Source organism: Stenotrophomonas sp. AGC87 (assembly GCF_057333975.1).
Genome location: NZ_JBHFHW010000029.1, coordinates 299,286 through 317,974, shown reverse-complemented (window position 1 = coordinate 317,974; position 18,689 = coordinate 299,286). Strand labels below are relative to the sequence as shown.

17 protein-coding genes are annotated in these 18,689 nt (G+C 67.8%); 15 read left to right on the top strand and 2 right to left on the bottom strand.

Annotated features, from left to right (window positions below):
• Nucleotides 1-55 precede the first annotated feature (55 nt).
• The gene (locus ACE026_RS11415; RefSeq protein WP_486039090.1) at nt 56-2,422 is read right to left on the bottom strand and encodes a S9 family peptidase; all 2,367 of its coding nucleotides are present in this window, start codon (nt 2,420-2,422) and stop codon (nt 56-58) included.
• 293 nt (nt 2,423-2,715) lie between these two features.
• Between ACE026_RS11415 and ACE026_RS11410 the strand changes: the two genes are divergently transcribed.
• The 3 genes from ACE026_RS11410 to cydB all read left to right on the top strand — a co-directional run bounded on the left by ACE026_RS11410 (nt 2,716) and on the right by cydB (nt 5,885).
• Nucleotides 2,716-3,339: a hypothetical protein gene (locus ACE026_RS11410; RefSeq protein WP_486039089.1), complete on the top strand. Its 624-nt coding sequence runs from the start codon at nt 2,716-2,718 to the stop codon at nt 3,337-3,339.
• A gap of 133 nt (nt 3,340-3,472) precedes the next feature.
• Nucleotides 3,473-4,870: a cytochrome ubiquinol oxidase subunit I gene (locus ACE026_RS11405; protein ID WP_486039088.1), complete on the top strand. Its 1,398-nt coding sequence runs from the start codon at nt 3,473-3,475 to the stop codon at nt 4,868-4,870.
• 1 nt (nt 4,871) lies between these two features.
• Nucleotides 4,872-5,885 (top strand): cytochrome d ubiquinol oxidase subunit II, encoded by a 1,014-nt coding sequence (gene cydB, locus ACE026_RS11400; RefSeq protein ID WP_313212568.1) that lies wholly within the window; start codon nt 4,872-4,874, stop codon nt 5,883-5,885.
• 659 nt (nt 5,886-6,544) lie between these two features.
• On the opposite strand, the gene ACE026_RS11395 is transcribed toward cydB, so the two are convergent.
• Nucleotides 6,545-7,558, bottom strand: coding sequence for a chorismate transformation FkbO/Hyg5 family protein (locus tag ACE026_RS11395; protein ID WP_486039144.1), 1,014 nt, complete (start codon nt 7,556-7,558; stop codon nt 6,545-6,547).
• A gap of 190 nt (nt 7,559-7,748) precedes the next feature.
• Between ACE026_RS11395 and ACE026_RS11390 the strand changes: the two genes are divergently transcribed.
• The 12 genes from ACE026_RS11390 to ACE026_RS11335 are packed head-to-tail and all read left to right on the top strand — an operon-like array spanning nt 7,749 to nt 18,688.
• Nucleotides 7,749-8,483, top strand: coding sequence for a beta-ketoacyl synthase chain length factor (locus tag ACE026_RS11390; RefSeq protein ID WP_486039087.1), 735 nt, complete (start codon nt 7,749-7,751; stop codon nt 8,481-8,483).
• Nucleotides 8,476-9,279, top strand: a complete 804-nt coding sequence (locus tag ACE026_RS11385) for a lysophospholipid acyltransferase family protein (RefSeq protein WP_486039086.1) — start codon at nt 8,476-8,478, stop codon at nt 9,277-9,279. Before ACE026_RS11390 ends, ACE026_RS11385 begins: the two co-directional genes overlap by 8 nt.
• Nucleotides 9,266-9,526, top strand: a complete 261-nt coding sequence (locus tag ACE026_RS11380) for a phosphopantetheine-binding protein (RefSeq protein WP_019185497.1) — start codon at nt 9,266-9,268, stop codon at nt 9,524-9,526. Before ACE026_RS11385 ends, ACE026_RS11380 begins: the two co-directional genes overlap by 14 nt.
• A gap of 20 nt (nt 9,527-9,546) precedes the next feature.
• Nucleotides 9,547-9,804: an acyl carrier protein gene (locus tag ACE026_RS11375; RefSeq protein ID WP_019185496.1), complete on the top strand. Its 258-nt coding sequence runs from the start codon at nt 9,547-9,549 to the stop codon at nt 9,802-9,804.
• 22 nt (nt 9,805-9,826) lie between these two features.
• The gene (locus ACE026_RS11370) at nt 9,827-10,378 is read left to right on the top strand and encodes a COG4648 family protein (RefSeq protein ID WP_486039085.1); all 552 of its coding nucleotides are present in this window, start codon (nt 9,827-9,829) and stop codon (nt 10,376-10,378) included.
• Entirely contained in the window at nt 10,365-12,056 is a 1,692-nt protein-coding gene (locus ACE026_RS11365) for an ApeI family dehydratase (RefSeq protein ID WP_486039084.1), read from the top strand. The genes ACE026_RS11370 and ACE026_RS11365 overlap by 14 nt, the downstream gene beginning before the upstream one ends.
• On the top strand, nt 12,049-12,834 hold the full coding sequence (locus ACE026_RS11360; RefSeq protein WP_486039083.1) for a glycosyltransferase family 2 protein: 786 nt from the start codon (nt 12,049-12,051) through the stop codon (nt 12,832-12,834). Before ACE026_RS11365 ends, ACE026_RS11360 begins: the two co-directional genes overlap by 8 nt.
• Nucleotides 12,831-13,778 carry a lysophospholipid acyltransferase family protein gene (locus ACE026_RS11355; protein WP_486039082.1) on the top strand — a complete coding sequence of 316 codons (948 nt, stop codon included), beginning with the start codon at nt 12,831-12,833 and terminating at the stop codon, nt 13,776-13,778. Before ACE026_RS11360 ends, ACE026_RS11355 begins: the two co-directional genes overlap by 4 nt.
• Nucleotides 13,768-15,324: an HAL/PAL/TAL family ammonia-lyase gene (locus ACE026_RS11350; RefSeq protein WP_486039081.1), complete on the top strand. Its 1,557-nt coding sequence runs from the start codon at nt 13,768-13,770 to the stop codon at nt 15,322-15,324. The genes ACE026_RS11355 and ACE026_RS11350 overlap by 11 nt, the downstream gene beginning before the upstream one ends.
• Complete coding sequence (locus ACE026_RS11345) at nt 15,311-15,733, top strand: acyl-CoA thioesterase (protein ID WP_486039080.1); 423 nt, start codon at nt 15,311-15,313, stop codon at nt 15,731-15,733. The genes ACE026_RS11350 and ACE026_RS11345 overlap by 14 nt, the downstream gene beginning before the upstream one ends.
• Nucleotides 15,730-16,350: an outer membrane lipoprotein carrier protein LolA gene (locus ACE026_RS11340; RefSeq protein WP_486039079.1), complete on the top strand. Its 621-nt coding sequence runs from the start codon at nt 15,730-15,732 to the stop codon at nt 16,348-16,350. The genes ACE026_RS11345 and ACE026_RS11340 overlap by 4 nt, the downstream gene beginning before the upstream one ends.
• Nucleotides 16,343-18,688: an MMPL family transporter gene (locus tag ACE026_RS11335; RefSeq protein ID WP_486039078.1), complete on the top strand. Its 2,346-nt coding sequence runs from the start codon at nt 16,343-16,345 to the stop codon at nt 18,686-18,688. Before ACE026_RS11340 ends, ACE026_RS11335 begins: the two co-directional genes overlap by 8 nt.
• Nucleotide 18,689: the final 1 nt, after the last annotated feature.

Sequence of the window (18,689 nt, the reverse complement as noted above, 5' to 3'; positions counted from 1 at the left end):
CCCCCCCCCCCCCGCGGCGTGCTGCCCGTCAGTAGAAACCGACGTCATCGCTGGATTACTTCAGGTTCTCTTCGAACAGCTTGAGGATGCGCTTGTACTGGTCCAGCCAGGAATCGGCACGCACATAGCCGTGGCGTTCCAGCGGGTACGGCGCGATCGTCCAGTTGTCCTTGTGCAGCTCGATCAGCTTCTGGGTGAGGTTGACCGAGTCCTGGAAGAACACGTTGTCGTCCATCATCCCGTGCGCGATCAGCAGGTGATCCTGCAGGCCTTCGGCGTATTCGATCGGCGACGATTTGCGGTACGCCTCCGGGTCGATGTCCGGGGTGTTGAGGATGTTGGCGGTGTAGCCGTGGTTGTACTGGTGCCAATCGACCACTGGGCGCAGCGCCGCGCCGGCCTTGAACGTGCCCGGCGAGCGGAACAGCGCCATGAAGGTCATGAAGCCGCCGTAGGAACCGCCGTAGATGCCGGCGTGGTCACGGTCGCCCTGCTTGGTCTCCACCAGCCAGTCCAGGCCGTCCTTGTAGTCTTCCAGTTCCGGGTGGCCCATGTTGCGGTAGATCGCCGTGCGCCAGTCGCGGCCGTAGCCGGCGCTGCCGCGGTAATCCATGTCCAGCACCACGTAGCCCTTCTGCACCAGCAGGTTGTGGAACATCTGCTCACGGAAGTAGGCCGGGTACTGCTGGTGCACGTTCTGCAGATAGCCGGCGCCGTGCACGAACATGGCGATCGGGTACTGCTTGCCCGGCTCGAAGGTCTCCGGGCCGTAGTACTTGGCCCAGACCACGCCGGCGCCGTGCTTGGACGGTACCTGCACCAGCTTGGGCTGGATCCACTCGCGCGCCTTGAACTCGGCGGTACGGGTGTCGGTCAGCACCTTGGCCTGGCCACCGGCAGCGGGCACCACGGCCAGCTGGGTCGGCAGGTAGGCGCCGGAGTACCGCACCAGCAGCTGCTGGCCGTCCGGGGACAGCGAGAAGTCCTCCACGCCGTTGAGCGAGGTCAGCTCACGCACCTGCTTGCTGGCGGTGTCGACCGCGCACACTTCGTAGTCGCCCGGCGACTGCTGGTTGCACAGGAAGTAGAAGCCGCGGCCGTCGGCGCTCGGCACCGGCATCGAGGTTTCCCACTTGCCACCGGTCAGCGCCTGCGGCTTGGCCGTGCCCTGCTGGGTGTACAGGTGCGAATAGCCGGATTCTTCGGACAGCAACCACAGCGTGCGGTTGTCGTTGGACCAGCCGAAATCGTTGAAGCTCCAGTTGATCCAGGCGCTGTCGGTCAAGCGATGACGCGTCTCCAGCTTGGCACTGGCCGGGGTCACGCTGGCGATCCAGCGGTCCTTGTTGTCGTTGGCGCGCAGCATGATCGCGGCCTGCTGGCCATCGGCGCTCCAGCGGATGCCGGGCGCGCCGGGGCCACCGAGCACTTCCACCGGGCGGTTGCCCTTGAGGGCGTCCTTGCCAGCGGCCTTGCGCAGCGCGGCCAGCGGGTCGGTGCCGATGCCCGGCAGGCCGTCCAGCGACAGCGGCTTGACCGTGCCGGCGACGGCATCGACCAGCCACAGCGCGTTCGGCTCCGGATCGTTGCGGCCCACGCGGGTGCGGGTGTCTTCGAACTCTTCGTAGCCCGACTCGGTCACGTACTTGGGCATCTTGCCGCCGCGGCCCTCATCGAAGCTCTTCGGCTTGGTGACCACGATCAGGGTGCGTGCATCGGGCGAGAGCACGCTGTCGACGATCTCCACATCCGCGCCCAGATACACCGGGCCCGGTGCGCGGGTGCCATCGGCGCGACGCCAGCTGGCTTCCTGCGCCTTGAGCGCGTCGCGCTGGGCGCGGTCGTTGCGCAACGTGGCCAGGGTGCGCAGCTGCTGCTCGCGCAGGGTATCGGCCTTGGGCGCGTCGTCCGGATTCTTCTCGGCCTTCAGGCTGGCGACCTGCTGCACGCCGGCCGCGGCGGTCCAATGGAACCAGTTCTGGCCGGTGCGCCAGATCACACCGCCGTCGCGGGCGAAATTGACCGCGCTGGACTTCTCGGTGCTGCGGGTCAGCTGGGTCAGCGCGCCGCTGCGCAGGTCGCGCACGAACACATCGCCATTGCGCACGAAGGCCGAGCGCTGTCGCGCGCTGTCGTAGACCGGGCTGTCTACATCCAGGGTGCCGCGCTGGTCATCGCCAACCTGTGCGGCCACGCCACCGACGACCGGCTGGCGGAAGGTATCGCGCACCGGGCTGCCGTTGCGCTTGAGCTGGTATTCGACCTGCTGGCTGTTCCAGGACCACCACGCGCTCTCGACCGGCGGACCGATCCAGTCCGGGTCGGCCATGGCCTGCTCGATGGTGATCGGCGTCGGCGCCGCATGGGCAGCACCGCCGAGGGCGGCGAGCAGCAACAGGGACAACGGCAGCGTTCTGGGCATTGCGGGCGGCACCAATGAGGAAAACCCGGCAAGCGTAGCAGCCGCAAGGGGCGCGGGAAGGGGCCACAGGTCATGGCACCGGCCGATGGCCGGGATCGGCAACGTCGTCCCGCCAGTGGTGCTTCCACGCGCGGCGAAGGGCGATCCCGACGTGCGCCCGGACGGCGCAGGCCTTGCGCTGCCTTGCCCCGGCCCGTGCAGGGCAGCAGCGCGTCGACAGCCCGGAACCGGCTCTCTACGGTGGCCATGACCCCCGGGGTTCACGGGAGACATCCATTTCAAGGAGCGATTCGATGTTCAAGGCGATCACCCGCGTGACCGTGCTGGCCGGTGCCGTGCTGGTACTGGGCGCGTGCAGCAATCCCCGCGAGGCCAGCAAGGCCAACTTCAGCCGCGCCATCCAGGCCTACCTGGACGGGCAGCCCGGCCTCTGTGCCGCGCTGCCGGCCAACGAGGTGCCCTTCACCCTTGCCGAGCAGGACCTGTTCCCGCAGAACAAGACCCGTGCCGATGCACTCGTCCAGGCCGGCCTGTTGTCCGCACAGCCGACCGAGGTGAAGCAGCCCTTCGGCAATGGCACCCGCCCCGCCACCGAGTACCGGGCGACGGCGCTTGGCGAGCGCTTCCTGGAGCCCCTGGCCCCCAAGACGCTGGTCCAGCGCGCCGCGTTCTGCAGCGGGACGTACCAGGTGCAGGACGTGAGCAACTTCACCGAGCCCGGCGAACTGATGGGGGTCAAGCTCTCCCACGTCGAGTACACCTACACGGTCAAGGACGGCGACGACTGGACGCGCGCGGACGCCCTGCGCAGCGCCTATCCTGAGTTGGCCAAGCACACCGAGGACAGTGTGGCCTCCAAGGCTACCGTGATCCTCACCCATGACGGCTGGGTGCACGAGAGCCAGTTCAAGCGCTGAGGGGGGCCTGCAGGCGGCGGTCCGGTGCCTCCGCCTGCGACAAAGTGAAGCAGCGCGTCACCGGGTCGCATGTGCCTTTCACGGATACAGGCCCAGACTGGTGCGGATTTCAGAAGCCAGTCGGAGGCGTCTCTTGGACGCGTTGTTGTTGTCCCGGATCCAGTTCGGGTTCGTCATCAGTTTCCACGTGCTGTTCCCGGCCTTCACGATCGGTACCGCCAGCTGGCTGGCCTTTGTCGAATCGCGCTGGCTGCGCACCGGCAATCCGGTCTGGCGCGAGCTGTATTTCTTCTGGCAGAAGATTTTCGCGGTCTCCTTCGGCATGGGCGTGGTCAGCGGCATCGTCATGGCCTTCCAGTTCGGGACCAACTGGCCACGGCTGAGCGAGGTCGCCGGCACGGTGATCGGCCCGCTGCTGACCTATGAAGTGCTCACCGCGTTCTTCCTGGAAGCCAGCTTCCTGGGTGTGATGATGTTCGGCTGGGGCAAGGTCTCGCCGCGCCTGCATTTCTTCTCCACCTGCATGGTGGCGCTGGGCACGCTGGTCTCCACGTTCTGGATCCTGTCCTCCAACAGCTGGCTGCAGACGCCGGCCGGTTACGCGATGGTCGATGGCATCGTGCACCCGCAGAACTGGTGGCAGATCGTCTTCAACCCGTCCTTCCCGTACCGCCTGGCGCACATGGCCTTGGGCTCGTTCATCACCACCTGCTTCGTGATCGGCGGCGTGGGCGCGTGGTACCTGCGCAAGGACGTGCACCGCGAAGCCGGCCGCAAGATGCTGCTGGCGGCGGTGGGCTTTGCCGCGTTGACGGTGCCGGTACAGATCTTCGTCGGCGACATGCATGGCCTGAACACCCTCAAGCACCAGCCGATGAAGATCGCGGCGATGGAAGCGCACTGGCATTCCGAAGGCGAGGGCAAGGGTGTGCCGCTGGTGGTGTTCGCGGTGCCCAATGAAAAGGCCGAGCGCAATGATTACGAAATCGCGATCCCGCGCCTGGGCAGCCTGATCCTCACCCATTCGCTGGACGGCACCTTCGATCCGCTCACCTCGGTGCCTGCCAGCGATCGGCCGCCGGTGGTGCCGGTGTTCTTCGCGTTCCGGGTGATGGTCGGGCTGGGCACGCTGATGCTGCTGCTGGCCTGGGTCTCGGCGTTCCAGTGGTGGCGCGGCAAGCTGCTGCAATCGCGCTGGCTGATCCGCGGCTGGAACTGGATGCTGCCCAGCGGCTTCATCGCGCTGATCTCCGGGTGGTTCGTGACCGAGATGGGGCGGCAACCGTGGGTGGTCTATGGCGTGCTGCGCACGGCCGATGCCGTGGGCCCACAGAGCGGATGGATGACGGCGCTCTCGCTGGGCGTCTACATCGTCGGCTATGCGTTCGTGTTCGGCTGGGGTGTCTGGTACCTGGTGAAGATCATCCGCACCGGTCCCAAATCGCATGACCCGGCCCCGGCGTTGGATGCCGGCAGCCACACCCCGGCGCGGCCGCTGTCCGGTGCCGATGAACCGCTGGAGGAGCGCTGAGATGGAGATGACGACCTGGTTGCCGGTCGCGTGGTTCGCGGTGATCGGCTTTGGTGTGCTGATGTACGTGGTGCTGGATGGCTTCGTGCTCGGCATCGGGATTCTCGCGCCGATGGCCGAGGATGAAGAGCAGCTGGACATCATGATGAACACCGCCGCGCCCATCTGGGACGGCAACGAAACCTGGCTGGTGCTGGGCGGGGCCGGGCTGATGGCGGCCTTCCCGAAGGCCTACGCCGCGCTGCTGTCGGCGCTCTACCTGCCGGTCCTGTTGCTGGTGGTCGCGCTGGTGTTCCGCGGCGTGGCCTTCGAGTTCCGCTTCAAGGCGCACCGCTCGCGCAAGCTGTGGAGCGTGGCCTTCGGCCTGGGCTCGCTGCTGGCCGCCTTCGCGCAGGGCGTGATCCTCGGCGCACTCGTGCAGGGCCTGCAGGTCGTGGATGGCCGCTATGTGGGTGGCGCCTTCAGCTGGTTCAGTCCGTTCTCGATGCTGACCGGCGCAGCCGTGGTGTTCGGCTACGCGCTGCTCGGCAGCACCTGGTTGATCCTCAAGACCGAAGGCCGCGAGCAGACCTTCGCGCGCACCTTGACCCGCCCGCTGGTGGTGGCGGTGATCGTGTTCATGGGCCTGGTGAGCGCGTGGTTGCCGTTCCTGGATTCGCGCCTGATGGCGCGCTGGTTCAGTGATGGCAACTTCTGGTGGCTCTCGCCGGTGCCGTTGTTGACGCTTGCGGTCGCCACGGCGCTGTGGCGCAGCGCGATGCATCCCAAGCGCGATCTGCCGCCGTTCCTGCTGACGCTGGCCCTGTTCATCCTCGGCTTCATCGGCCTGGTGCTGGGCATGTGGCCGTACCTGCTGCCGCCGAGCATGACGTTGTGGCAGGCCGCAGCGCCGGCCTCGTCGCTGAGCTTCAGCCTGGTCGGGCTGGTGATCCTGCTGCCGGTGATCCTGGGCTATACGGCGTGGTCGTACCGGGTGTTCCGCGGCAAGGTGCGGGCGGATGTGGGGTATCACTGAGGAAAGCGCGGTGGCTATTCCCGGTTCCGTGTGGGCGAGGGCGGTCAGACCCTGCCCGGACGCGCCGTAAACCCATCCATGGGGGCTCGTGAGCGGCATCCATGCCGCTCCAACGGTCCCGGCAGGGTCTGACCGCCCTCGCCCTGATAGGCCTGCGTCGTCGGTGGGAAGAGCCAGTCGCAGAAGAAGGTGCAAGCGCAGCCGACCAGCGGTCGGCTCTACCAAAGCCAGAGCGTGAGATCGCCTGATTCATCAAGAAAAAACGTCAGGCAACCGATTCGACGCGCCTTGTTTTTGCTCTTTCCCTTGCGCACCAGCCAACTGTCGAAGGGGCGGTGTGGGTGGGGTGGCGGGACCATGTGTTGCCATGGATGGCAATGGGCTTACATGGGTGAAGGCGCATTGCTCGCGAGGCACTGCCTCGCATGCGACTGAACGCACAGCCGCCAGCGGCTGGGCCGGGCCGCGGAGCGGGACTTGCAGCGGGTCCCGACATCCCACCCACACCGACCCAGGCCAGGCGCGCCCGGCAAACCAAGGCTTTTGGCTTCTAAACGCTCTCAGCGGCTAAAGAGTCGTTGGCTGCGAAAAGAGCAGCCGACCAGCGGTCGGCACTACAGGGCCTGCAGGGCGGTAAAACGGACGACAATGCCTAGAACTCAGCCGTGCAGCCCTTCGATCTCCACCAGCAGCTCCGCACGACACACCTCCGCATGCAACACCACGAACGGCGGCGCCGTCGGCAGCGCCGCCATCTGCGCCGCCACCGCCGCCATATCCTCCGCGCGCCGCACATACACCTTCAGCACCGAGGTCGAACCCAACGCCGGTGACAGCGACGGCCGCTGACCGCGCGCCGTATCCACCAGACTCTGCAGATTCCTCAGCGTCTCCCGCAACTGCTCATCCACCGCCCCCGTGTGCTGCGACACATGCCCCACGATCGCCGCCGTCCCCGACTGCAGCAACGGCAGCCCCGTCGCCAACGGCGGCAACAGCGCCCGCGAAAAACTCGGCGACTGCGGCCCGTACTGACGTGGATAACGGAACGCGCTCACCTGGCGCGGATTCTCCAGCGGCAGGCCCGGCTCGCGCGCCGCCAGCCAATACACCTGCAGCCGGCGCTCACCGTCGAAACGGCCAATGCAGGTCGCCGCCGGCAGCGCCGCTTCATCCAGTTCCCGCAGGCCCCGCACGCGGCCCACGCAGAAACGTCGGTAGCGTTCATCGTCGCCATCGCCCTCGGTCACCGCGTCGAGATAGTTCCAGGTGCGCAGCAGATGCGGATAGCCGCAGCGCGACAGGAACGCGCTCATCCGGGCGTAGGCCTCGGCCGCGGCCGACTCGATATCGCTGTCGAGCTCGTCGATCTCCACCACCCCGAACAGCAGGCTGTCGGTGTGCGACCAGCGCACCCCATCGGTGGTGCCGTGCGCGACCGGCGTGCCGCCACGCCAGACCTCGATCTGCGCAGGGCCCTGTTCGGCCAGCGGTACCTGCAGCCAGCGCGGGTCGTCCAGCGCGGCGTGACGCAGGCCGAAGCCGAACACCGCCAGCGTCTGCGGGTCGGCCAGAGCGGCATCACGGTGCGCCGCCGGGGCGTAGGCGACATGGAACAACGCAGGTCCGGAGGAAGGGAAAGCGATTGCCGGGGCCGTTGCGTGGTCGATCATGTTGCTCATTTCAGAATGTGAATGCTGCCAGTGCCGAGAGTGTCATGATAGCGTGCGCTCCTTTCTCGGCACCGCGTCCGGCGCCGGACGATGTCGATGACAGGCGCGGTCCGGCTGGCATGGGGGAGCCGATCCGCGTGGCCACCATGGCTCGTGCCCGTCCTGGTACCCATCCATCATGTTGGCGTGAATGATCGAGTTTTCAGTATTGGATTGGTCGGCCTGGGCGCCGGGCATCACGACCCGGGAGCAGTGGCAGGCGTGGGCGAAGGCGCCTTGGCTGCCGACCGGTGAGGACACGCCGGCACTGTCCGAAGTGCCGGCCATGCAGCGCCGCCGCATCGAACGGCTGGGGCGCATGGCGATCCAGACCGCGTGCTGGTGCGAGCAGCCCGACGACGGTGGCCAGGTACCGCTGGTGTTCGCCTCGCGGCATGGCGACGTGGCCCGTTCGATGGAACTGCTCAATACCCTGAGCGCAGACCAGCCGATGTCGCCGACCGGCTTCGGCCTGTCGGTGCACAACGCGATCGCCGCGCTGTATTCGATCGCCCGCGGCCATCGCGGCAACTATCTGGCCCTCGCGGCCGGCCGGGCCACGGTCGAGACCGCCTGCATGGAAGCCTTCGGCCTGCTGGCCGATGGCGCGCCAGAGGTGCGGCTGGTGGTCTATGAGTCGCCGTTGCCGCCGATCTATGCCGACTTTGCCGACGAGCCAGACCCCTTCTTCGCGTGGTGCTGGCGGCTGGGGTCGGCCGACGGTGCGGGCACGCGGCTGTCGCTGGGCTGGGGGGCCGGCGGCGAGGATCGCCCCTCCGACGGTCTGCCGCATGGCCTGGAAGCCTTGCGCTTCCTGCTGGCCGGTGCGCCTTCGCTGGGGCTGGAGGCCGATGGCCAACGCTGGACCTGGCAACGCCATGGCTGAGCGCTGGCCGGCCCGGATCAACCATGCCTGGCGGGTGCTGGGCACGGCGCTGAGCTTTGCTGCCTTCGGGCTCGGCGGGCTGGTGCTGGGCGGGCTGCTGTTCCTGTCGCTGCTGCTGATCCGCGACCCGGTGCGCCGGCGGGTGCTGGCGCGGCGCCTGGTCCAGGGCAGCTTCGCCGCGCACGTCGGCCTGATGCGCCGGCTCGGGCTCATGACCTATGAGATCCGCGGGGGTGAGCGCCTGCAGCGCAACGGCCTGCTGATCCTGGCCAACCACCCGACCCTGATCGACGTGGTGCTGCTGATCGCCCAGCTGCCCAATGCCGATTGCGTGGTCAAGCAGGCCGTGGCGCGCAACCCGTTCATGCGCGGCCCGGTCCGCGCGGCCGGCTATGTCTCCAACGACGACGGGGCCGGCCTGATCGATGACTGCATCGCGGCGGTCCAGGCCGGCGGCAACCTGGTCATCTTCCCGGAGGGCACGCGCACCGTACCGGGCCAGCCACTGCGCCTGCAGCGCGGGGCGGCCAACATCGCGGTGCGGGGCCGGCTGGACATCACCCCGGTGCGGATCACCTGCACCCCGCTGACCCTGACCAAGGGCCAGAAATGGTATCGTGTGCCATCACGGCGATTTCACGTTCAGCTGGAAGTCGGGGAGGATCTCCCGATTGCCCCGTTTCTGAACGAGACCGGCGATGCGCCCAGGGGGGATGCCTTGGCCGCCCGGCGTGTGACCGATCATCTTGCCCATTACTTCGACTTCGCTGGAGACCCGACCCGTGCAGGCACTTGAGCACGAGATCAAGGAATTGATCATTTCATCGCTTTCACTGGAAGACATCACTCCCGAAGACATCGATTCCGCCGCGCCTTTGTTTGTAGAGGGGTTGGGCCTGGATTCGATCGACGCGCTGGAACTTGGATTGGCCCTGCAGAAAAAGTACGGTGTCAGCCTGTCAGCCGATTCGGAAGAGACCCGTCGCCATTTCTCCAGCGTGCGTGCCCTGAGCGAGTTTGTCGCCGCACGCCAGCCGTCCTAACGGCGCGTCAGGATTTACCCATGACCAAGAACGAACTTTTCGAGCGCATCGTCAAGATCCTCAAGGACAGCTTTGAGATCGAGCCGAGCCGCATCACGCCCGCCGCGCGGCTGTATGACGACCTGGACATCGACAGCATCGACGCGGTCGACCTGATCGTGCAGCTCAAGCCGCTGCTCGGCCGCAATCTGCAGCCGGAAGCGTTCAAGCAGGTGCGCACCGTGCAGGACATCGTGGATGTGGTGCACGGGCTGTTGCCCGGTCAAGCGGCCGCCTGACGGCCATCGCTGAAGACTGACCATGGTCCGGGTACGCGTCGCGGCGTTTGCGTTGCTGTCGCTGGCATACCCGCTGGTGGTCTACCTGTCGCTGGGCCGGTTCGAGCCGCGCTGGTTGTCGCTGCTGCTGTTCACCCTGGCCGCGCTGCGCGCGCTGACCACCCGCCAGGCGGTGTGGTGGGTGGCCGCACTCGGCACGGGTGTGCTCGCCCTGGTGGCGACGGCCTTCAACGAGGCCCTGCCGCTGAAGCTGTACCCGGCACTGGTGAATGCGGTGATGCTGGTCATCTTCGCCACCAGCCTGCGCTTCGGGCCCAGTGCCGTGGAGCGCCTGGCACGGCTGAGCGAGCCGGACCTGCCGCCGTTCGCCGTGATCTATACCCGTCGCGTCACCTGGATCTGGTGCGGCTTCTTTGTTCTCAACGGAAGTCTGGCCCTGGCCACGGCGCTGTGGGCGTCCAACCAGGTCTGGGCGTTCTACAACGGATTGTTGGCCTACGTGATGATGGGTGCTCTGTTTGGCGGGGAATGGCTGGTCCGGCGACGGGTCAAAGCGGCGCATGCCCCTGGCTGAGTGGATCGCACTGGATCGGCTGGCGCTGGCCCCGCGCCCCGGCCGCATCGTCGGCATCGCCGGCGACACCGTGGTGGAGCACCCGCAGTTCCGTGCGCAGGTACTGGGGTGGCAGCAGGCGTTCGCGCGTGCCCCCGGCACCGACTGGGCCCTGTATTTCGATGACACGCTGACCTTCGCCGCCGCCCTGCTGGGTGCCTGGCATGCCGGCAAGCGGGTGTTCCTGGGCGGTGACAACCTGCCGGCCACGCTGGAAGGGCTGAGCCCGCGCGTGGCCGGTTTCGCCGGCGACGTGCCGGCCCGGTATGCGCCGCTGCAGCCCGATGCGGCGGCCGACCCGGAGCAGGTGCTGCAGCCGTTGGACGAAGCGGCGCTGGAGCTGGTGGTGTTCACCTCCGGCAGCACCGGCGCGCCGAGCGCCATCGTCAAACGCATGGGCCAGCTGACCCGGGAGGTGGATGCGCTGCAGGCCGCCTTCGGCGAGCAGCTCGATGGCGCCCAGGTGCAGGGCACGGTCTCCCACCAGCACATCTACGGGCTGCTGTTCCGGGTGCTGTGGCCGCTGGTGGCCGGGCGCGCGATCCAGCCGCGCCGGTTCTTCCACGAAGACCTGATCAGCGCGCTGGGCGGCCAGCCGTCGGTGCTGGTGGCCACCCCGGCCCATCTCAAACGCCTGCCCGAGCAGCTGGACTGGTCCTCACTGGACGGTCAGCTGCGCGCGGTGTTCTCCTCTGGCGGTCCGTTGCCGACCGAGGCGGCGCTGCAGGTGCGCGCCTTGATGGGCGTGGCCCCGACCGAAGTCTTCGGCAGCAGCGAAACCGGTGGCGTTGCGTGGCGGCGCTGGAGTGCAGCGCGGCCGCAGTGGCATCCGTTGCCCGGCGTCGCCTGGCGGATCGACGAGGGCTGCCTGGCGGTCCGCTCGCCGCACCTGGCGAGCGAAGACTGGTGGCTGACCCAGGACCGTGCCGTGGCCGATGACGGCCACAGCTTCCGCCTGCTCGGCCGCGCCGACCGCATCGTCAAGATCGAAGAGCGTCGCGTCTCGCTGGATGCCCTGGAGCAGCAGCTGCGCGCGCACCCGGCCGTGCAGGAGGTGCGGGTGCTGGTGTTGCCGGGCGCGCGCGAACAGCTGGCCGCCGTGGTGGTGCCGCAGGCGACGGGCGCCGCGCAGTGGGATGACGCCGAGCGCCGCCGCCAGGCGCAGCAGCTCAGCGCGCATCTGGCCCGCAGCCATGACGCGGTGACCCGGCCGCGCCGGTGGCGCTTCATCAACGAACTCCCCTTCAATGCACAGGGCAAGGTCACCGCCGCGGCACTGGCGGCGCTGTTCCGCCCGTTGATGCCGACAGCCGAGTGGCAGCAGCGCGATGACACCACCGCGTCGCTGCAGTTCGTTCTGGATCCTGACCTGGTGGCGTTCGACGGGCATTTCCCGCAGGCGAAGATCCTGCCCGGCGTGGTCCAGCTGGACTGGGCGATCCACTACGGCCGTAGCGCCTTCACGATGCCGCCGCGGTTCGTGCGGATGGATGCGGTGAAGTTCCAGCACGTGGCGCGGCCGGGCGACTGCCTGCAGTTGAGCCTGGGCTGGGATGCGGCCAAATCGGCGATGAGCTTCCGATACGTCTCCGACCATGGCGTGCATGCCAGCGGCCGGGTGGTGTTCGGCGATGCATGATGACACCGGTAGTGGCGTGAGCAGGCCGGCCTTCGCCCCGTTGGTGGTGATCCCGGTGTACGACCACGCCCATGCGATCGGCGCGGTGGTGCAGGGCGTGCTGGCCAGTGGCCTGCCGTGCCTGCTGGTGGATGATGGTTCGCACCTGGACTGCGCACAGGTGCTCGATGCCCTGGCGCGCGCGCACGCACCGCAGGTGACGCTGCTGCGGCTGGCGGTCAACCAGGGCAAGGGCGGCGCGATGCTGGCCGGGTTCGCCGAGGCCGCGCGTCTGGACTACAGCCACGTGTTGCAGATCGATGCCGATGGCCAGCACGACACCGGCGATATCCCACGCTTCGTCGCGCTTGCGCAGGCGCAGCCGGAGGCGGTGATCTGTGGCACGCCCGCCTACGACGCCAGCGTGCCCAAGGCGCGCCTGTACGGCCGCTATGCCACGCATATCTGGGTCTGGATCAATACGCTGTCGCTGCAGATCCGCGACTCGATGTGCGGCTTCCGCCTGTATCCGCTGGCACCGGTGACGCGTCTGGTCGGCGAGGAAACCATCGGCCGGCGCATGGATTTCGACAGTGAAATCCTGGTGCGGTTGTTCTGGCGCGGCGTCAACGTGATCAATGTGCCGACCGCCGTCACCTATCCCAGTGATGGCGTCTCGCACTTCGACGTGTGGCGCGACAACGTCCGCATCAGCCGCATGCACGCGCGCCTGTTCTTCGGGATGCTGTGGCGCGCGCCGCGGCTGCTGTGGCAGCGCATCGCAGGCGCTCGCGCATGACCACGCCTGCACCTGAGAGCGCGCCGCACTGGGCCGACATCGGCGAATCGACCTCGGCCGCCGGCGTGCTGTTCCTGTGCTGGGTGCACCGCTGGTTCGGGCGCTGGCCGTTCCGCCTGTGCGTCTACCCGGTGGTGCTCTGCCATTGGCTGACCAACCGGGTCGCGCGCGAATCCTCGCTGCAGTATCTGCAGCGTCTGCAGGCGCACACCGGCGTGTTTTCCGCACCGCCCGGCCGCTGGCAGAGCCTGAAGCACTTCGCGCTGTTTGCCGACACCATGCTCGACAAGCTGCTGGGCCTGGGCGGCCGCTACCCGCCCGAGCGCATCTATCTGCAACGCGATCTGGTGCTGGACAAGATCGCGCGCCGTGAAGGCGGTCTGATCCTCACCGCGCACATCGGCTGCCTGGAGTTGTGCCAGGTGCTGGCCGAGCAGGTGCCCGGCTTCCACATCACCGTGCTGGTGCACACCGCGCACGCGCAGCGTTTCAACCGGCTGATGCAGCGGCTCGATCCGCTGGCCTCGGTGGAACTGCTGCAGGTCACGGACATGGGCCCGGCCACCGCGGTCGAGCTGCAGCGCCGGGTCGAGGCGGGTGGCTTCGTGGCCATCGTCGGCGATCGCGTGCCGCTTCGCGGCGGTCGCACCGTACCGGCCTCGTTCCTCGGCCACACCGCGCAGTTCCCGATCGGCGCCTATGTGCTCGCTGCGGCGCTGGCCTGCCCGGTCTACACCATGGCCTGCCTGCATCACGGCCGCGGTTACCAGGTGCGCTTTGAACAGTTCACCGACCGCATCGTATTGCCGCGCGGTTCGCGTGACGCCGCGCTGACCGCGCAGGCTGAACATTTCGCCCGGTGGCTGGAAGTTCAGGTCACCCAGGCACCCTTGGACTGGTTCAATTTCTTCCCCTTCTGGGATCAGGCATCTCATGGCAAGTAAGGCCGATCAGGCACCCTCCGTCCGCTTCGGCGATGCGCCGCTGACCATCGAAGACGTGGTCGCGCTCTCGCAGCGGCAGGCACAGGCCGTCGTCACCGACGATGCGGCATTCACCGCGCACATCCAGCGCGCCGCGGATTTCCTTGATCGCCTGCTGCGCGAAGATGGCGTCATCTACGGGGTGACCACCGGCTACGGCGATTCGTGCACGGTGAACATCCCGCCGGCGCTGGTGGCCGAGCTGCCGCATCACCTGTTCACCTACCATGGCTGTGGCCTGGGCCGTTTCCTGGACCCGCAGGAGACCCGCGCGGTGATCGCTGCACGCCTGGCCTCGCTGGTGCGTGGCATGTCCGGCGTCAGCCACCCGCTGCTGCAGGGCCTGGCCACGCTGCTGCGTCACGATGTGCTGCCGCTGATTCCGGCCGAGGGTTCGGTCGGTGCCAGTGGCGATCTGACCCCGCTGTCCTACGTGGCCGCGGTGCTGTGTGGCGAGCGCGAGGTGATGTACCAGGGCGCGCGCCGCCCGGCCGGCGAAGTGCTGGCCGAGATCGGCATGACCCCGCTGCGGCTGCGCCCCAAGGAAGGCCTGGCGATCATGAACGGCACCGCCGTGATGACGGCGCTGGCCTGCCTGGCGTATGACCGCGCCGATTACCTGACCAGGCTCGCCACGCGCCTGACCGCGTTCAACGTGCTGGCCAGCGACGGCAACGCACATCATTTCGACGAGATGCTGTTTGCCGCCAAGCCGCACCCGGGGCAGACGCAGATCGCCGCGCGCCTGCGTCAGGATCTGCACAGCGACCGCCCGCCGCGCAACGAACAGCGCCTGCAGGACCGTTACTCGCTGCGCTGCGCGCCGCATGTGATCGGCGTGGTGCAGGACGCGTTGCCGTTCTTCCGCCAGCTGATCGAAACCGAACTCAACAGCGCCAACGACAACCCGCTGATCGACGTCGAGGGCGAGCGCATCCTGCACGGCGGGCACTTCTATGGGGGCCACATCGCCTTTGCGATGGATGCGCTGAAGAACACCATCGCCAACCTGGCCGATCTGCTCGACCGGCAGATGGCGCTGGTGGTGGACGCGCGCTTCAACCACGGCCTGCCGGCCAATCTGTCGGCCGCCACCGGTGAGCGTGCAGCGATCAACCATGGCCTGAAGGCGCTGCAGATCAGCGTGTCGGCCTGGACCGCCGAAGCGCTCAAGCAGACCATGCCGGCCTCGGTGTTCTCGCGCTCCACCGAATGCCACAACCAGGACAAGGTCAGCATGGGCACCATCGCCGCGCGCGATTGCCTGCGCGTGATCGAACTGACCGAACAGGTCGTCGCCGCGCTGCTGATCACTGCCCGCCAGGGCGTGGCGCTGCGCGAGCGCGTCGGCATGAAGGCGACGTTGCACGGCGATCTGGCTGCGATGTACCAGGACCTGTCCGAGCGCATCGCCCTGATCGAGGAAGACCGCGCGCTGGATGGCGAGCTGCGCGCCCTGCTGGATGACATCCGCGCACAGCGCTGGGAGTTGTATGTCGACGCCTGATCTTAGCTTCGAGGTGACGCTGTCGCCGGCCTTCCATGACTGCGACGCCATGGAAGTGGTCTGGCATGGAAATTACTTCAAGTATTTCGAGATCGCGCGCTGCGCACTGCTGCAGCGCCACGATTATGACTACCCGCAGATGCGCGATTCCGGCTACCTGTGGCCGGTGGTCGATGCGCGGGTCAAGTACATCCGGCCGCTGCTGTACGGCCAGGCGCTGCGTGTGCGCGCCACGATCACCGAGTGGGAAAACCGCCTGAAGATCGCCTACGACATCCTGGATGCGGACAGCGGTGCCACGCTGACCCGCGCCCATACCATCCAGGTCGCGGTCGACGCGGCCACCAATGAAATGCTCTACCTGTGCCCGCCGGTGCTGTGGGAGCGTCTGGGAGTGCAACCGCAATGAACCGTTTGCTGCGCACGCTGTGCGTGCTGGTGATGCTGGCCGTGGTCGCCCCGGCGCTGGCCGCCACCGATGTGGAGGCCGTCAAACAGCGCGTGGCCAAGGTCGACGTGCTGCGTGGTGAGTTCACCCAGGAGAAGCAGGTCGCCGGCTTCAAGAACCCGCTGCGCTCGCAGGGCCGCTTCGTGCTGGCCCAGGACCACGGGGTGATCTGGACCACGCTCAAGCCGTTCCCGTCCGAGGTGGTGGTCACCCGGGACCGCATCCTCAGCCGGCAAAGCGATGGCAGCAGCCGGGTCGAACTGGATGGCCGCCAGCAGCCGGCGATGCGCTCGGTCAACGCGATCATGTTCGCGCTGATGAGTGGCGATGCGCAGGCGCTGTCGGCGCAGTTCACGGTCAAGGTCGAGGTGCTGCCCGGCAACGCGTGGCGGATGCAGCTGACCCCACGCTCGGCGATGCTCGGCAAGGTGTTCGCGCAGCTCACCCTGAGCGGCGACCGTTACGTGCGCGAAGTCCAGATCAACGAGGCCAACCAGGATGTCACCCGCATCCATTTTGCCGGCATGAGCGATACGCCGGCCACGCTGAGCACCGACGAGGGTCGCAGGTTTGAATGACGTGCTGACCACGAACGGCCGTCTGCAGCGCATCTGGCGTTGGCTGGCCATCGCCTGGCTGCTGGTGCTGGTCGGCCTGGGCGTGCAGCAGTGGCAGCTGTGGAAGAGCGAATCGCGGATCGATACCGACATCCTCGCGCTGCTGCCGCAGGACGCGCATGACCGCTTGTTGTCTGATGTGACGCGGCGCATCGCCGATGCCAATGCGCGCCAGATCGTGGTGCTGCTGGGCAGTACCGATGCGGCGCAGACCAAGGCGGCCGAGGCGGCCTTCCGCGATGCCATCAAGGTAGAGCGGGGCGCTGCCCCGCTGCTCCAGGAGAGCGGCTCGATCGAGGGCTGGTTCGATCAGGCCCGCGCGTTCTACGCACCGTATCGCGACCGCCTGCTGACCAGCGCACAGCGCGAGCGTCTGCAGAACGAGCCCACTCAGGGTCTGGCCGAGTCCGCGCTGGCGGCGCTGTACGGTCCGATGGGCGCACCGCGCCTGACCGAGTGGCGCCAGGATCCGCTGTCGCTGTGGCCGCAGTGGTGGCAGGAACGCGCGCTGGGCTCGGGCCTGCAGATGGGCGACGACGGCCTGCTGGAGGCCGATGGCAAACACTGGTCGATCGTGCAGTACGACACGGTCGGCTCGGCGTTCCAGCTCGATGGTGAGCGCCATATCGATCTGCTGCTGGATACCGCCGCCGAGGCCGCCGCCAAGCAGGCGCCGGGGCTGGAGGTGCTGCGTGCCGGTGTGCCGCTGCATGCCGAGGCCGCTGCGGTGCAGGCCAATTGGGAAATCAACACGATCGGCTGGGGCTCGCTGGCCGCGGTGCTGCTGCTGGTGTGGCTGGCATTCCGCTCACTGCGCCCGATCCTGCTGGTGGCCGCCTCGCTGCTGATCGGCTGCGGTGTCGCGCTGGCGGTGACGGTGCTGGTGTTCGGCAAGGTGCACGTGCTCACGTTGGTGTTTGGTGCGTCACTGGTCGGTGTTGCCGAGGACTACGGCATCCACTGGTTCGCCTCGCGCCAGGCCGAGCCGGCCGACCGTCGCTGGAAACTGCTGCGGCATCTGCTGCCGGGCCTGTGGCTGGCGTTGCTGACCAGCGCGCTGGCGTATCTCGCGCTGGGGCTGGCGCCGTTCCCGGGGCTGCGCCAGATGGCACTGTTCTCCGTGGTGGGCCTGGCCGCCGCCTTCCTGACCGTGATCTTCTGGTTCCCGTGGCTGGATGGCGGCGAAATCCGTCGCACCGGCTTCGCCCGCTGGCTCGGCGCCACGCTGGAGCGCTGGCCGCGCCTGCATGGGCGCAAGGCGGCGATGTTCCTGGGGGCGGTGACGCTGCTGTCGGCGATCGGCATCGCGCGCCTGCAGACCAACGATGACCTGCGCAGCCTGCAGTCGTCGCCACCGGAGCTGATCGCCCAGCAGATCCGCATCAGCCAGATGCTGGGCATGCCCAGCCCGGCGCAGTTCTATCTGGTCCAGGGTGACACCGCCGAGCAGGTGCTGGAGCGCGAAGAAGCGCTGATCGACCGCCTGCGCGTGCTGGAAACAGACAAGCAGATCGGCGGCTACCGCGCGATCAGTGACTGGTTGCCCTCGCAGAAGCGCCAGCATGCCGATGCCGCGTTGACGGCCAAGGTCGAGCCGCAGGTGCTGGCCCAGGTCGGGCAAGCCGTGGGCGAGCCGCTGCTGCGCCCCGCCTACGCCGCGCAGGATCTGCAGGCCGAAGCCTTCCTCGCATCGCCGGCGGCGATACCGTTCCGCCACTTGTGGCTGGGTACGGTCGGGCAGGGCGTGGCCTCGGTGGTGATGGTCGATGATCTCTCCCGCGCCGATGCACTGGCCCTGCTGGAAGCACAGGCCAAGGGCATCGATGGCGTGCGCTGGGTCGACCGTACCGCCGATTTCTCGCAGCTGCTCAAGCACTACCGCAAGCTGATGAGCGGGCTGCTGCTGATCGGCATCGCGCTGGTGTTCGCGGTGCTGTACTGGCGCTATCGCGGGCAGGCATGGCGCGTGCTCGCACCGACCCTGGTCGCCGGCGCGTTGACGCTGGCGCTGCTGGGTCTGTTCGGGCAACCGCTGCAGCTGTTCAACGTACTCGCGCTGATGCTGCTGCTGGGCATGGGTATCGACTACGGCATCTTCCTGATCGAGCACCGCGGCGACGCCAGTGCCTGGTTGGCCGTGTGCGTTGGCGCGGCCAGTACTTGGCTGTCGTTCGGCCTGCTCGGGCTGTCGGCCACGCCGGCGTTGCGCGCGTTCGGCTTGACCCTGCTGTTCGGCATCGGCCTGGTCTGGCTGATTTCGCCGCTGTTCCGCCCACCACCGCACGACGCCCCGCACTGAG